This is a genomic window from Pseudomonas sp. (genome assembly GCF_050739775.1).
GTDB lineage: Bacteria > Pseudomonadota > Gammaproteobacteria > Pseudomonadales > Pseudomonadaceae > Aquipseudomonas.
Genome location: NZ_JBOICA010000046.1, coordinates 22,833 through 37,309, shown reverse-complemented (window position 1 = coordinate 37,309; position 14,477 = coordinate 22,833). Strand labels below are relative to the sequence as shown.

12 protein-coding genes are annotated in these 14,477 nt (G+C 61.7%); all 12 read right to left on the bottom strand.

Annotated features, from left to right (window positions below):
* Positions 1-153: 153 nt before the first annotated feature.
* The 12 genes from tssH to narH all read right to left on the bottom strand — a co-directional run bounded on the left by tssH (position 154) and on the right by narH (position 14,476).
* On the bottom strand, positions 154-2,802 hold the full coding sequence (tssH, locus tag ACRESH_RS20670) for a type VI secretion system ATPase TssH (protein WP_431743715.1): 2,649 nt from the start codon (positions 2,800-2,802) through the stop codon (positions 154-156).
* A gap of 128 nt (positions 2,803-2,930) precedes the next feature.
* Positions 2,931-3,422, bottom strand: a complete 492-nt coding sequence (locus ACRESH_RS20665; protein WP_191832047.1) for an Hcp family type VI secretion system effector — start codon at positions 3,420-3,422, stop codon at positions 2,931-2,933.
* A 15-nt stretch (positions 3,423-3,437) separates the two neighbouring features.
* Positions 3,438-5,177, bottom strand: a complete 1,740-nt coding sequence (locus ACRESH_RS20660; RefSeq protein WP_431743714.1) for an OmpA family protein — start codon at positions 5,175-5,177, stop codon at positions 3,438-3,440.
* A gap of 15 nt (positions 5,178-5,192) precedes the next feature.
* The gene (tssL, locus tag ACRESH_RS20655) at positions 5,193-5,849 is read right to left on the bottom strand and encodes a type VI secretion system protein TssL, short form (RefSeq protein WP_431743713.1); all 657 of its coding nucleotides are present in this window, start codon (positions 5,847-5,849) and stop codon (positions 5,193-5,195) included.
* Positions 5,850-5,863: 14 nt separating this feature from the next.
* Positions 5,864-7,219, bottom strand: coding sequence for a type VI secretion system baseplate subunit TssK (gene tssK / locus ACRESH_RS20650; protein ID WP_431743712.1), 1,356 nt, complete (start codon positions 7,217-7,219; stop codon positions 5,864-5,866).
* Between the two features lie 23 nt (positions 7,220-7,242).
* Complete coding sequence (tssC, locus tag ACRESH_RS20645) at positions 7,243-8,781, bottom strand: type VI secretion system contractile sheath large subunit (protein ID WP_431743711.1); 1,539 nt, start codon at positions 8,779-8,781, stop codon at positions 7,243-7,245.
* A 32-nt stretch (positions 8,782-8,813) separates the two neighbouring features.
* Positions 8,814-9,317: a type VI secretion system contractile sheath small subunit gene (gene tssB, locus ACRESH_RS20640; RefSeq protein WP_431743710.1), complete on the bottom strand. Its 504-nt coding sequence runs from the start codon at positions 9,315-9,317 to the stop codon at positions 8,814-8,816.
* 246 nt (positions 9,318-9,563) lie between these two features.
* On the bottom strand, positions 9,564-10,556 hold the full coding sequence (moaA, locus tag ACRESH_RS20635; RefSeq protein ID WP_431743709.1) for a GTP 3',8-cyclase MoaA: 993 nt from the start codon (positions 10,554-10,556) through the stop codon (positions 9,564-9,566).
* Positions 10,557-10,578: 22 nt separating this feature from the next.
* Positions 10,579-11,496 carry a peptidylprolyl isomerase gene (locus ACRESH_RS20630; protein WP_431743708.1) on the bottom strand — a complete coding sequence of 306 codons (918 nt, stop codon included), beginning with the start codon at positions 11,494-11,496 and terminating at the stop codon, positions 10,579-10,581.
* A 10-nt stretch (positions 11,497-11,506) separates the two neighbouring features.
* A complete protein-coding gene (gene narI / locus ACRESH_RS20625) occupies positions 11,507-12,187 on the bottom strand; it encodes a respiratory nitrate reductase subunit gamma (RefSeq protein WP_431743707.1) in 681 nt (226 codons plus the stop codon).
* The gene (gene narJ, locus ACRESH_RS20620; RefSeq protein ID WP_431743706.1) at positions 12,180-12,935 is read right to left on the bottom strand and encodes a nitrate reductase molybdenum cofactor assembly chaperone; all 756 of its coding nucleotides are present in this window, start codon (positions 12,933-12,935) and stop codon (positions 12,180-12,182) included. The genes narI and narJ overlap by 8 nt, the downstream gene beginning before the upstream one ends.
* Before the next feature lie 2 nt (positions 12,936-12,937).
* Complete coding sequence (gene narH, locus ACRESH_RS20615; protein WP_431743705.1) at positions 12,938-14,476, bottom strand: nitrate reductase subunit beta; 1,539 nt, start codon at positions 14,474-14,476, stop codon at positions 12,938-12,940.
* Position 14,477 lies beyond the last annotated feature (1 nt).

The following is a 14,477-nucleotide window of genomic DNA, read 5'->3' as shown; positions in this document are numbered from 1 at the left end:
GCTCGGTGGAGGTGAATTCGATCAGGTATTTGAACGGCTGGCTGAGATATTCGTCGCCCTGAAAGGCCAGGATGTCGAGTTCGGCATCGACGCCGCGCACCTTGAGCTTGTGCCGGCTGTGGTCGAAAAAAGTGCGTAGTTCGTTGAGCATGTTCAGGCCTCCACGCCGACCAGGGCATCACGGAAATGCAGGGTGATGCCTTCCTCGTCGTGGTAGCCCAACGTCACACGGTGAGTGCTCTGCCGCGCGGCTTGACGTTGCAGCAGCTGCTGGCTGAGCACCGGCAGGATTTGCTGGTTGAGCAGGCTGTCGATGTTGCGCGCCCCGGTATCAGGCAGCAGGCAGGCAGCCACCAGGGCGTCATTCAATTGCCCATCGATCTGGCACTCAAGGCCGTAGTGACGCTGCAGACGACGGGCGACCTGGGACAGCTTGAGCTCGACAATGCATTTGAGCGCCTCGGCCTGCAGCGGGCGGTAGATCAGGGTCTGGAAACGTGCCAGCAACGCCGGCTGGAAGTGCTCGCGCAGCAGCGGTCGCAGCAGCTCCTGCAATATACTGTCCGGCGCCTCGGGTTGCGCCTGCAGACAGGCTTGCAACTCATCGCTACCGAGGTTGGAGGTCATGAGGATGACCGTGTTGCGAAAGTCGATTTCCCGCCCTTCGCCATCGCGCATGCAGCCGCGGTCGAAGACCTGGTAAAACAGGTTGAGAACGTCGCGGTGGGCTTTCTCCACTTCGTCGAGCAACACCACGCTGTAGGGCCGTTGCCGCACCGCTTCGGTGAGCACGCCACCTTGGCCATAACCGACGTAGCCTGGCGGCGAACCCTTGAGCTGGCTGACGGTGTGGGCTTCCTGGTATTCGGAAAGATTGAGGGTGATCAGCGACTTTTCGCCGCCGAACAGGCAGTCGGCCAGGGCCAGGGCGGTTTCGGTTTTACCGACGCCGCTGGTGCCCACCAGCAGGAAAACGCCCAGCGGTGCCTTGTCGTCGGTGAGGCCGGTCTTGCCCGCCCGCAAGCGCTGCGCCAACGCGCTAAGCGCCGGGTCCTGGCCGATGACCCGTTCGCCCAGCTGTTGCTCCAGCGCCAGCAGGTTGCTTTGTTCGTCCTTGAGCAGGCTCCCCAGCGGCACACCCGTCCAGTCGGCGATGACTTCAGCCACACTGCGCGCGTTCACATCTAATGAAAGCAGGGCTTGCTGCGCCTGGATCTCGCTCAGGCGCTGTTGCAAGCGGGCGCAGACTTCGCGTTGCGGCGGTTCCGCCTGGCGAGCGTCGAGCAGTTGCTGGGTCAGTTCCAGTTCGTGCTGGTATTGCTGCTGCAGAACAGCTTTGTGCCGCCGCAGTTCAGCGGACTGCGTAGCGATGGTCGCCAGACGCTCATTGGCGCTGCTGCCACTGAGCTGCCCGTCCTCTTCCAGCGCCTGGCGCTCAAGCTCCAGGGCTACCCCTCGGGCTTCAAGACGGACCAGGGCCTGTGGTTCGCAATCAAGGCTCATGCGCACGCGCGCGCTGGCGGTATCGAGCAAGTCAACGGCCTTGTCCGGCAACTGGCGCCCTGTCAGATAGCGCCGCGACAGGCTGACTGCCGCCTGCACCGCGGCATCTTCGATATGTACACCGTGATGGCTGGCGTAGCGTGCCTTGAGGCCGCGCAGCATGAGGCAGGCATCGGCATCGTTCGGCTCGTCGACCTTGACCATCTGGAAGCGCCGTTCCAAGGCCGCATCACGTTCGAAGTACTGCTTGTATTCGCTCCAGGTGGTGGCGGCGATGGTGCGCAGTTCGCCGCGCGCCAGGGCCGGTTTGAGCAGGTTTGCCGCATCCGCCCCGCCGGCCTGGTTGCCGGAGCCGATCAGGGTGTGGGCCTCGTCGATGAACAACAGCACCGGGTGCGGCGACTGTTGCACGGCATCGATGACGTTCTTCAGGCGCTGCTCGAACTCGCCTTTGACCCCGGCACCGGCTTGCAACAAACCCAGGTCGAGGGTGTGAACGCTGACCGGCTTGAGGCTGTCGGGCACATTCCCCAAGGCGATGCGCAAGGCCAGGCCTTCAACCAGGGCCGTCTTGCCGACCCCTGGCTCACCGACCAGGATCGGATTGTTCTTGCGCCGACGGCTGAGAATGTCGATCACCTGACGGATTTCGTCGTCGCGGCCAAACACCGGGTCGATCTGCCCTTCCCTGGCTTTGGCGGTGATGTCCTGGGTGTACTTGGCCAGCCCCCCCTCAGAGGCCTCATGCCCTGGCGACCGGGACGCCGGCGGTGCGACCAGCTGGTGCGCTTCGATTGCGGGCCAGTCCGGTTGCTGCGCAGCTTGCGGGCGCTCGTCGGAATGCTGATCGAGCAACGGCAGCAACTGCTCCAGCTGTGCCTCACTGAGGCTGAGCAACGGCCAGGCGGCATCACAGTCCAGCAGACCCGGCGTTTCCAGCAAGGCGCCGAGCAGGTGCACTGAGCGCAGCTGGTCGCGGTTGTCGTCCAGCGAAGCCCGAAGCCAGGCGTTTTTGATCAGCTGCTGCAGCTTGCCGGACAGTTGCGGCTTGCCCTGCACACTGCGCGGCAGGCTGTCGAGGTGCTCAAGCAGCCCACTCCACAGTGCATTCATGTCCCATTCGTAGCGGCGGGCGATCAGGGTCAGGTCGCTCTCACCCTGTCCCAACAGCTTGAGCAGCCAGTGCTCGATGCTGATCTGCGCGTGCGCACGGCTCTGGCACAGCGTGGCAGCTGCGCTGAGCGCCTGGGCGCAACAAGGGTTGAGGCGACGAAGCAAACGGGTGGAAGAATATGCCATACAGGGGCGTCCTAGCTCAGGGGGTTCGGCTTGAATCCCGGTGTGTTGGGTTGAGCGCCCGCAACAGGACGCTCAACCCGACCCATCGGCAATCAGCGGACAGGCGTCTGTCCGCTGTCCTGCTCAGGTCAAACGCTCTGACGCTCGCTCCACGCGTCGGAGTGGATGATGTTGCCGTCCTTGTAGGTCCAGGTGATCTTCTCGTAGCGCAACTCGACCTGCTCCAGGTGGTTGTGCTTCTCTTTGCTCGGGTCTTTGATGTCGTGCATTTTCGGCGCGACTTTCACCACCTTGACGTTCTCCAGTTTGGTGATGAAGTACTCGACTTCCTGACCGGCGTCGTCGATGCGGTACCACTTGAACTCGGCGCTCTTGAGGGTCTGGCCAGTGGTCACGGCCTTGTACAGATAAGGGCTGGAAGCATCGATTTCCTTGGCGAACAGGAACGGGGTATGCACCCGCGTGCCGGTCAGCTTGCCGGTGTTGTTGTCGGTCGGGATGTACAGGCTGTGGTCCTGGGACACCACCTCGATGCTGCCCTCGCGCTTTTGCACGTCAACCGAACCTTTGATTTCTGCACCGCCGTCGTCTTGCAGCCACAGGTAAACGGGAATTGCCATGTGAAGCTCCTTTTCCTAGAAATTGAACGCCGCGGAATGCGGCAGGTGTTGCCTACCCAACGCCGCGGTGGGTAGCGCACAGGCCCCCACTTCCGGCACCCGACGGATATCGACGCGGCGGTTGAGCGCACGCCCCTGTTCGGTGTCATTGCTGTCGATCGGCTGACTGGCACCGAAGCCCTGTACGGCGAAGCAGCTGTCGGGAATGTCGCCCATGCGCTGCATCCAGTCGCGCACCGCGCCGGCACGGGCGCGGGACAGCTGCAGGTTGTGTTCGGCGCTACCGCTGGCATCGGTATGGCCGGCAATGACAATCAGCCAGCCCGGTTGCGCCTTGATGTTGACCAGGGCATTGATCAGCACTTTGGTCGAGCCCGCCTTGAGCGTGGCGCGGCCGCTGTCGAACAGCGCCAGGCTGTCGAGACGCACCGGGCCAGGCGCATTGCTGCTGGGGATCGGGACATCTATGGGTGGACGGTAGCCAGCGATTGCCGCCAGCAGCGGCTCGCGTAGCTGTTCGCCACGGTACAGCCCCAGCCCCAGCGACAATGGCGCACCATGGCGGTAGTACTCACCCAGACGCTGGGCATCAGCGCGCAAAACGGCCAACGCCGTCTGCTGCTGGGCGACCCCTGGTAAGCCAGGATGTGTGGATGGCGCAATGGCCAGGTAACCCCGCAAGTCATCACTCACCTGGCGGGCCAGCAGCGTGTTTTGCCAGGCCGAATTGAGCAGGGCGATCACCGCTGCCACGCTGAACAACCACAGCGCAATGACGCTTGCACGACGAACCGGCGCGCCGCCGGTCTGGATCGGGAGCAGCTGCAACAGCGGATCAGGGAACGGCAATGACGTCGGACCCTCGCGCAGCCTGGGTGCCGCTTCAGCGAGCGCGGTCCTTTCCCGCAGCCATTGCTGCCAGAGGCTGGCGTCCACGGTGTGCGCCAAGGCCGGTACCAGGGTGATGCCACACGCCACCGCGACACAGGCCGGGTCACGCGCGACACGAGAGACAAAATTCGGCAGTACCGTTGCCGCCAGCCACTGCGCGCCAGCACTCAGTTGTATGCCACTGCTCAGGCGTCTCGCATAGGTGCTCGAATCTGTTTGCCGCTGCCAATCCGTCAGGCCCGTGCGCGCACCCGCTTCGTAGACACACGGGCTGCTCATAGCCGATTCCCAACTGAACCAGGCTGACTCGCCTGCCTGGCTCGGTACATAACTCGCCAGCAGCAGCGGCAACGCCAAGCCACGCTGGCGCGCCAGTGCCAGCTGATGACGGAACGCACGCACCCGCCCGGACATCGCTGCGCTATCGGTATGCTCACCGGGGTTGGCGACCAACAGCACACTGAGTTGTTCCCGCCAATGCGGGCGGTGCGCAAGAACGTTGTCGATCACCCGTGACAGTTGATCGAAACTGGCCACTCGCAGGTAGCAGCCCTGCTCGCTCAAATGCAGCGCCAATTGATCCAGCGGAACCTGACCGAACAGGTCCTTGAGCCCGTCACCACAGACCAGAACCACGGGCTGTCGGTAGGTCGACGCTGGCAACGTGACACCTTCGGCCAAAGGCATGGCCTCGCGCTCGCGCAGCACGCGACGCCCAGCTCGGCGCCACGCCAGAACGGTAACGACCACCACGGCCAGCATTGCGAACACGCGTATCCATGCTGCCAGCGGCAGGAGGATCAACAGCACCAGCATCAGTGCGCCTGCCCACAGCCAGAGGCCTCGCGTCAGCTTAAGCGTCATCTGAACTCCTTACGCTCAAGCGGGAAAGAGCGTGGCGATGACACGGCCCAGTTGATAGTCCAGGCCCCACCAGACGCCGACGAGCAGCACGCCCGCCAACAGAACATGCGCCAGCGGTGATTGCAGCCAGCGACGGCCAGGCAATCGCCCGCCGCGTGTGCTGCTGGTGGTCAGCATCTGATCGAGGCTCAACGGTGCGACCTGCGCGTTGAGCGTGGTCAGCAGCTGCTCACGCTCGGGGTCGTTGATAGCGCGATAGCGGCCCTGAAAGCCCAGCATCAGTACCCGCTGGAAGACGGTCAGCACATGCAGATCAGGCGCTGGTGCACGCAGCACTTCACGCATGTCTTCATACAAGGACTCACCGGCCTGGTGACGGTTGAAGAACTCGGCCTGCAGCGGCTTGCTTGCCCAGCTGCTGTGGTCATCCTCTTTGGCACAACTGAGCACTGTCTCATCCAGCAAAGCGCACTGGGCGTGACAGATATGGTCGATGCTGCGTTCGCTCAGCCCAGCCTTATCGAGGCAAGCCCGGACGTGCTCGATCTGCTGCGCACAACGTGCCCACAAGGCCTTGCTGTCCTGTGCCGAAGCGCCCTGGCGCAGTTCCACCACCAAGAGGTAGCTGTCCTGCAACAGCACATCGATATCCACCACCGTGTTGGATTGCATATTGGCCCTAGTGCTCATGCCCGCAGCACCGCGAACAGTTCAAGTTTCAAGTCGTTCAGCGTGCCCGGAACGTAGAGCGCACAGACCCCTTCAGCCAACATCGCCTGGCCCTTGGCATGACTGATATCGAGGGCGAAATACTGGTTCTCGAGACGCAGTGGAATCGCCGCGGGCACGTGGCTGAGCGGCTGCAACGGCACACCATCGAGGGCGACGTTGACCAGGTGATCGACTTCATCCGGGGTCCCCACCTTGCACAGCCGCGGGAACTGGCTCTGCAACTGCGCCGCCGGCCACTGGCAACGCACCGACAGATAGAAATCAGCACCATCAGGCTCGCGCAGACGGGCATCGTTGAGGCTGACCTGCCAACGGTTGGCCGCCTTTTCTTCCAGCTCCAGCGTAATCACCCGTGACGGCAGGCTGGCCTCCAGCAAGCTGGAAATGGTGCTCATCAACGGCGGGAACACAGCCTCAAGGTGTTCATGCCGATACGCTGGAATCTTGTCGAGGTCGTGCTCCAGCGAGAACGTCGTCAGGCTGCCGGCCAGCTTGACCAGCTCCAGGTAGACCTGCTCGGGATGGCGTGCCGGATGCGCCTGCAGATCAGCCAGTACCGGCTGGTAGGTGTTCAATGCATTGAGCAACCAGAACAGCGATACGTCGGCTACGGCAAAATCAGCCATGCGCTGATTGCTTTCGCGGCGCATGCCCATCAGCCGTTGGCGCTTGGCAGACAACTGAGTCAGCAGGTTATCCAGTTGCGTCAGCAGACCGGGGTGAGCACCGAAGCTGAGCAAAGGCGGTATGTAAGCGCTATCGAGGCTCCAACCGCCCTGCCCGTCGCGCACCAGCCGCGCTACCGGGCAGCACAGATAGTCACCGTTATCGTCGCTGTCCAGGCGCAGGCTCAATTGATGCTCGAGCACCGCGATGGATTGAGTTTCATCACCATAGAGGTCCTGCACCGCACGCCAATCCTGGCGAAAGCGCGTCGGGCGCTCAGCCTTGGCGCCATCCAGTACACAGTTGTTGCCGTTGGCATGCTCAAGCGGCAACGCCAGCAGCAAGGTTGCGCTCTGGGTGTCGTCAGCGAGCAAACCAGATAACTCCAGTGCCGGTGGCAGACGATCCACTTGATCGGTGTCGATCAACGTACCGTCGGCCAGCCGCACACACAGGTGCGCGGCCTTGAGTTTGCCCAGACGCAACGCATCCAGGTCGAACGCCACCGCCCGCACGCCCCAGGGGTGTACCAGAGACAACTGCGCGAGACACTCGTCGTTCCAGGCGTCCCAGCGCGCCTGTTGTTGGAACTGTTGCGGGGACAGCAAAGCCCCCGCGACCCATAGCGGGCGGTCGATCTTCATGCTGTTCGTTCCTACGCTGCGGCTCAGGCTTTCGCTTTGGGCATCTGCGAAACCAACGACAAGTTGATGTCCATGCCTTCCACCTGAAAGTGCGGCACGGCATAGAGCTTCACGCGGAAGAAGCCCGGGTTGTCATCAATGTCTTCAACCACAACCTTGGCTTCGCGCAATGGATGCGAGGCCTGCAGGTCATCGGCCGGATCGGTCATTTCGGTGACCAGGCCACCGATCCACTTGTTCAGTTCCAGCTCCAGCAAGCGCCGGTCTTTGGTCGTGCCAATGTTCTCGCGCTGAATCAGCTTCAGGTAATGGGCAATGCGCGACAGCAGGAAGATGTACGGCAGGCGCGAGTTGATCCGGCTATTGGCGGTCGCGTCGCTGGTGTCATACAACGCCGGTTTCTGCGTGGAGTTGGCCGAGAAAAAACACGCGTAATCACGGTTCTTGTAATACGACAACGGGATGAAACCGAGGTTGGCGAACTCGAATTCACGGGTTTCTGGAATCATCACTTCCGAAGGGATCTTCACCTGGTTGCCAGTTCCCAGGTCGTAGAGGTGAATCGGCAAGTCGGTCACCGCGCCACCTGATTGCGGCCCGCGAATCTGTACGCACCAGCCATTGCTGATGAAACTTTTCACCATGTTGGCGGCGAAAGCGAACGAGGCGTTGGTCCACAGGTATTTGTCGTGGTCAGGACCTTTGACGCTTTCGATGTAGTTGAAACTGCGTACCGGCAGCGTGTCCGGCCCATAGGGCAGTCGGCCCAGCACGCGCGGCATGGTCAGGCCGATATAACGGGCATCATCGCTGTCGCGAAATGACTTCCACTTGATGTATTCAGCGCGGTCGAAGTAGTTGCCGATATCCTTGATGGCCGCCACTTCTTCCATCGAATCCTTGCCAAAGAACGCAGGGCCCACGGCGCCAATGAACGGCATGTGCGCGGCGGCGGCCACTTTCGAGATATTGCGCAGCAGGGCGATATCCTGTGGGCTACGGTCGAATTCATAGTTGGAAATGGCCGCGGCAATCGGCTCACCGCCTGGTGTGTCGTATTCCTGGATGTAGGTATGGACGTACAAACCACTCTGAGCGACTTCCGGGGCGTCTTCGAAGTCCTGAACCAGATGGTCTTTGCTGATATCCAGCAGCTCGACACGGACGTTCTGGCGGAAATCGGTCTGATCGATGAGTGACTTGACCCCGCGCCAGGTCGATTCCACACGCTGAAAGTCGGGGTGATGCATCACCGCATCAAGCTGGCGGCTGATCTGCGCATCCAGCGACGCAATGTGCACATCCAGAAGGGTTTTATCCAAACGCTCGACTTTTTGCGCCGATTGCTTGAGCAGACTCAGGAACACACTGACCGCGGCGGTCACCCGCTCATCGGCGGAAGCCTCGGACAAGGCCTCGCTGTTCTGAAAGGTTTCGATGTTCCCCAACGCCGCAACAGGGTGGAGATTGATCTTGCTGAACAGGCTGGCGTACACGCCTTGATTTTCTTCAGCCAGCACAGCAGCGCCGTGCGACTCGACGGAGGTATGTTCTACGGACATGAGAGGACTTCCTTGCAGCGAACCGGGATGAGTTAACGATCTTCTTGTGGAGCCAGTGCGGCCAGTTCGGCGCACAGCTCGTCACTCAGCGCCTCATCCTTGAGAATGCGTTCCAGTTCTTGACGGAAAGTAGCGTTGTCCAGCAGGTTGGACTTGAGGTCGCGCAACAGGTTGCGCATCGCCAGCAGCGCGCGTAACTGCGGTATTTGCCGCGCCACTTGCTCGGGCTCAAAGTCCTTGATTTTCTGGAAGCTCAACTCGACGGACGTATCGGAGTTGTCGTTGGCCAGGGTATTTTCCACGGCCAGTTTCAGGTGCGGAGAAAATTCGGCCAGGACGTTGTCGAAGTTGTTCTTGTTGATATTGATCTTGCTTCTTTCGGACAACGGACGCTGCTCGGCGCCGTTACTGTAATCGCCCATCATCATGAGCTTGAGCGGCAACTCGACTTTTTTCTGCGCACCGCCAGTGTGCAAATCGAGCTTGATATTCACCCGCGCCTTGGGCACTTCGTTTTGGAAGCTGTTCGAGGCCATGACCACTCCAGAAATCCCTGTACCAGGAGATACATTCAGGTTGACTAGTGGAGTCCGGGATGACAACCAATCCGCCCCAATCGACAAAGGGGTTGGCACGCATGAACTCCATCTCATTTTTCCGGAGGTATTAGGCCCATCGCTTGGGCGGCCTGAGAATAAGACGTTTCTCAATCGCCAGTGGGAAACTTCTGATTGGCGCAGCTTCGATCTTTTATTTTGCATTGCACTGTGCTTCTCCCAGCATCACCCTCCACTCATATTCATGAATCGCAGAATCTGCACCTCTCCCCCGGCATCGAAATCATGCCGCAACGGCTTGCCCCGCAAGGCCTGCTGCACCGCACTGACAATCGGCTGGTCATCCAGCGGATAACGGCGCAACAACCCGCGCAGATCCAGCGAATCCTCCTGCCCCAGGCACAACAGCAAACGCCCCTCCACGGTCATCCGTACCCGGTTACAGCTGGCACAGAAGTTGTGACTGTTGGGCGAAATAAACCCGATACGCGTCTGCGCATGCTGCGCCAGGCGCACATAGCGCGCTGGCCCGCCGCTGTTCTCGGCGCTGTCGAGCAAGGCATGGCGGCTGGCAATCAGCGCCCGCACCTCGTCACTGGAACAGAACGACTCACCCCGCGAACGCCCTACCTCGCCCAGCGGCATCTCTTCAATGAAGGTGATGTCGATGCCCAGGTCGATGGCGTACTGCAGCAACGCCAGCACCTCATCGAAGTTGCGCCCCTTCATCACCACACAGTTGAGTTTGATCCGCTCGAACCCGGCAGTGCTTGCCGCTTCGATACCCCGCAGCACCTGATCGAGATCGCCATTGCGGGTAATCGCGCGAAAGCGCTCGCCGTCCAGGCTGTCGAGGCTGATGTTCATGCGTTTGACCCCGGCGTCCACCAGCGGCCGGGCCAGGCGCTGCAACTGCGAGCCATTGCTGGTCATCACCAGTTCGCGCAAGCCCGGCAAGGCGGCAATGTGACGGCACAGATCGACAATCCCCGGACGGATCAACGGCTCCCCCCCGGTCAGGCGGATCTTGCGCACTCCCTGGCCAACGAACAGCGTTGCCAGGCGCTGCAGCTCCTCCAGGGTGAGTACCTGCTGGCGCGGCAGGAAGGTCATGTTCTTGGCCATGCAGTACACACAGCGAAAATCACAACGATCGGTCACTGACATGCGCAGATAATCGATCTGCCGCCCGAATCCATCCTGCATCACCGTGCTCATCACATTCCCCTTGCCTACCTGGTTACTGCACCAGCGGCGAATCAGCGCCCTGTAGCTGGATACCGCGAATATCCGCAGCACCGATCAGAGTCTGCAAGTACTGAACCACCGCCTTCTGCCAGACGCCTTGTTGCAGCTGGGTGCGGATCGCCGTGGCGACCGCCTCATAAGGCAATGGCTGGCCTTCGATACGTTGGTCGACGCTGAGCACATGCCAGCCATAGCGGCTTTCCAGCGGTTTGGCGGCCAGCCCCGGCGCCAGGGTGAACAACTGCCGCTCCAGCTCTGGCACCGTCTGGCCCTTGCTGATCTGCCCTAGCTCCCCGCCCTGCGCCTTCGAGGGACAGGCCGAGTATTTCAATGCGAGCTCGGCAAACTGCTCGGGGAACTGCACCAAACGCTGCTGCAGGATCTCGGCCTGGGTCAGCGCCAGGCTGCGCGCCTCGGCATCGTCCGGGGCGCATTCGAGCAGAATGTGCCGTACCGCCAGCAGCGGCGCGCTGTGAAAGCGCCCGCGGTTGCTGTCGAAGTAACGCAGGCAGGTCGCCTCGTCACACTCGGGCACCTGCACTTCGCACTCCAGCAGCAAGCGCGTGGCCGCCTCCTCTTCGTTCTCACCCGCGCCGACCTGCAGCGACAGGCCCAGCTCGGCGATCCGCTGCTGCAACAGTTCGCGGATCACCAGGGCGCGGGCAGCCATGAATACCGCCTCCTCACGGTCCGCTGCCGGGTGATACTGCAGTTCCTGGGCCATCGCCTGAGGGCTGATCGGCACCGCATTGACGCTGATGATCGGCCATTCCTGTTCGCTGCTGGCGATCAACTGCGCGGGCGCTGAGACCTCCAGCGCCTCTACAGCCAGCTCGGGTTCAACGACCGTTGAAGAGGCGCAACCACCGCCACCACCATTACCACCGCCACATCCACATCCGCTTGACATGACAACCTCCTCAGATTTTCTGCCGAACGATTTGATAGCGCCGTCCCAGGTACCAGACCGGTGCGCTGACGATGTGCACCAGGCGGGTAAAGGGGAACAGCACGAACAGGGTCAGGCCGAGGAACACATGCAGCTTGTACACCAGGCTGACCGGGGCAATGGCGGCCGCTGCTTCCACCGGACGCAACAGCACGGTGTTCTGCGCCCACTCGGCAAGCATGACCATCACCGAGCCGTCCATGTGCCCGGTGGAAACAACGATGGTCAGCAGACCAAGCACCAGCTGCGCCAGCAACACCAGCAGGATCAGGATGTCCGAGGTGCTGGAGGTGGCGCGAACCCGCGAATCGGTCAGGCGCCGGTGAATCAGCATGATCAGGCCGATCAGGCACAGCAGGCCGAAAAAGCCGCCGGAGACCATCGCCAGCAATTGCTTGCTTTCAGTGCTGATCACATGGTGATAGACCGAAGCCGGGGTCAGCAGGCCGACAAAGTGCCCGGCCAGGACGAACAGCACGCCGACGTGAAACAGGTTGCTCGCCGCGCGCATGCCGCGCCCGGAGAGCATCTGGCTGGAACTGGCTTTCCAGGTGTACTGCGACAGGTCGAAACGCGCCCAGCTGCCCAGCAGGCAGACCGCCAGAGCAATATAGGGATACACCCCGAACGCCAACAGATTCCATTTAGACATTACCCACCTCCGTAGCCTGCGCGCCGGCAGGCCCTTGATGCTGAAAATCAACCCAGTGCAGCGGTACCGCGCTTTCTTCCCGGGCTTTACCCGGCGCACTTGGCAGCGCGCTGCAACGTTCCTGCTGCTCGGCCTTGAGAAAATCCACCGCCTCCTCTTCCCAGATCTTGTCCAGGGCTTCGAGGGAGTCGTCGCGCTGCTCGGCGGCGACCTGTTCACGCAGGTCGGCCACGGCCTGGTGCGGTTCGGCACCGGCGATCTGCAACAGCGCGCGGAAACAACTGGCGTAGGCGCTCTCGCGCTCCTCCAGGCGCGCGGCGAGCAGGGCCAGCAGGTGCGCGACATCGGCCAGGCCCTCGCGGGCCTCGAGGTCGTCGCGGGTCGAGAGGTATTCCAGGTACAGCGGGATGTAATCCGGCAGCTCCTTGACACCGATGGCAAAGCCCGCCTCTTCGTACTGGGCAAGCATGTCGACCATGGCCTGGCCACGGTCGCGCGACTCGCCATGCACGTGCTCGAACAGCAGCAGCGACAGCGCGCGGCCACGGCCGAACAGCGCGCCGTAGTGCTCCTGGCCATCCATCAGGTCGTTGTTGCAGATCAGCTCCAGCAGCTCGAACAGCGCCCCGCGCTGACGCGGGCTGATCTCCCGCGCCTGGAAGATCGCCTGTTCCAGTTCGTCGCGGCCGGCGACCAGGGTCTCGGTCGGGTAATCGAGCAGCAGCGAAATCACTTTAAGGATGCGCATGCTCAGTCCTCCCACAGCTGTACGGTTTTGAGGATGTCGCGGCGGTTGGCCTTTTTCGCGCCGAACATGTTGGTGTCGGAGCTGCCGCTGCAACCGCTGCCGAAACTGAAACCGCACCCGGAACGTTCGGCAAAGGCGTCGCTCATGGCCTCTTCGCGGTGCGCACTCGGCACCACGTAGCGGTCTTCGTAGTTGGCGATGGCCAGGTAGCGGTACATTTCCTCAACCTGATTCACGCTCAAGCCAACGTCTTTCAACACCTGCAGGTCTTGCACCCCTTCAACCTGTTCGGAGCGTTTGTAGGCACGCATGGCCAGCAGGCGCTTGAGCGCACGTTTAACCGGTTTCTCGTCACCGGCGGTGAGCAGGTTGGCCAGGTAGCGCAACGGGATACGCAGGCTGTCGACATCCGGGATCACCCCGTTCATGCCCACGGTGCCAGCCGCGGCAGCGTTCTGGATCGGCGACAGAGGCGGTACGTACCAGACCATCGGCAGCGTGCGGTACTCGGGGTGCAGCGGCAGCGCCAACTTCCAGTCAACGGCCATCTTGTACACCGGCGAGCGTTGCGCGGCGTCGATCACCGACTGCGGCACACCATCTTTCAGCGCCTGGCGAACTACTGCCGGATCGTTCGGATCGAGGAAGATTTCCAGCTGCTTCTCGTACAGGTCATGCTCGTTGGCGGTGCTGGCCACTTCGCTGATGCGGTCGGCGTCGTACAGCAGCACACCGAGGTAACGAATGCGTCCGACACAGGTTTCGGCACAGACCGTCGGCATCCCGGCTTCGATCCGTGGGTAGCAGAAGATGCACTTCTCGGACTTGCCGCTTTTCCAGTTGAAGTAGATCTTCTTGTACGGGCAGCCACTGATGCACATGCGCCAGCCGCGGCACTTCTCCTGGTCGATCAGGACAATGCCGTCTTCCTCACGCTTGTAGATCGCCCCGCTCGGGCAGGATGCCGCGCAGGCAGGGTTCAGGCAGTGCTCGCACAGGCGCGGCAGGTACATCATGAAGGTGTTTTCGTACTCACCGTAGATGTCCGCCTGAATCTGCTCGAAGTTCTTGTCCTTGCGGCGCTTGGCGAACTCGGTGCCGAGAATCTCTTCCCAGTTCGGGCCCCACTCGATCTTTTCCATGCGCTTGCCAGACACCAGCGAGCGCGGCCGCGCAGTCGGCTGATGTTCGCCCAGAGGCGCGGTATGCAGGTGCTGGTAATCGAAGTCGAACGGCTCGTAGTAGTCGTCAAGGCCTGGCAGGTCAGGGTTGGCGAAGATGTTCGCCAGCACCCGGAACTTGCCGCCGATGCGCGGGTTGATGCTGCCGTTGGCGTTGCGCACCCAGCCGCCCTTCCATTTGTCCTGGTTTTCCCACTCTTTCGGGTAGCCGACCCCAGGCTTGGTTTCGACGTTGTTGAACCAGGCGTATTCCATGCCTTCACGGCTGGTCCAGACGTTCTTGCAGGTGATCGAACAGGTGTGGCAGCCAATGCATTTGTCCAGGTTCAGGACCATGCCCACTTGTGAACGGATCTTCATG

What these genes read in the sequence shown, in the direction of transcription:
- ACRESH_RS20665 (WP_191832047.1), bottom strand. Translation starts at nt 3,422, where the DNA reads ATGGCAATTCCCGTTTACCTGTGGCTGCAAGACGACGGCGGTGCAGAA.
- tssC (WP_431743711.1), bottom strand. Translation starts at nt 8,781, where the DNA reads ATGTCCGTAGAACATACCTCCGTCGAGTCGCACGGCGCTGCTGTGCTG.
- narI (WP_431743707.1), bottom strand. Translation starts at nt 12,187, where the DNA reads ATGTCTAAATGGAATCTGTTGGCGTTCGGGGTGTATCCCTATATTGCT.
- tssB (WP_431743710.1), bottom strand. Translation starts at nt 9,317, where the DNA reads ATGGCCTCGAACAGCTTCCAAAACGAAGTGCCCAAGGCGCGGGTGAAT.
- tssK (WP_431743712.1), bottom strand. Translation starts at nt 7,219, where the DNA reads ATGAAGATCGACCGCCCGCTATGGGTCGCGGGGGCTTTGCTGTCCCCG.
- narJ (WP_431743706.1), bottom strand. Translation starts at nt 12,935, where the DNA reads ATGCGCATCCTTAAAGTGATTTCGCTGCTGCTCGATTACCCGACCGAG.
- narH (WP_431743705.1), bottom strand. Translation starts at nt 14,476, where the DNA reads ATGAAGATCCGTTCACAAGTGGGCATGGTCCTGAACCTGGACAAATGC.
- moaA (WP_431743709.1), bottom strand. Translation starts at nt 10,556, where the DNA reads ATGAGCACGGTGATGCAGGATGGATTCGGGCGGCAGATCGATTATCTG.
- ACRESH_RS20630 (WP_431743708.1), bottom strand. Translation starts at nt 11,496, where the DNA reads ATGTCAAGCGGATGTGGATGTGGCGGTGGTAATGGTGGTGGCGGTGGT.
- tssH (WP_431743715.1), bottom strand. Translation starts at nt 2,802, where the DNA reads ATGGCATATTCTTCCACCCGTTTGCTTCGTCGCCTCAACCCTTGTTGC.
- tssL (WP_431743713.1), bottom strand. Translation starts at nt 5,849, where the DNA reads ATGCAATCCAACACGGTGGTGGATATCGATGTGCTGTTGCAGGACAGC.
- ACRESH_RS20660 (WP_431743714.1), bottom strand. Translation starts at nt 5,177, where the DNA reads ATGACGCTTAAGCTGACGCGAGGCCTCTGGCTGTGGGCAGGCGCACTG.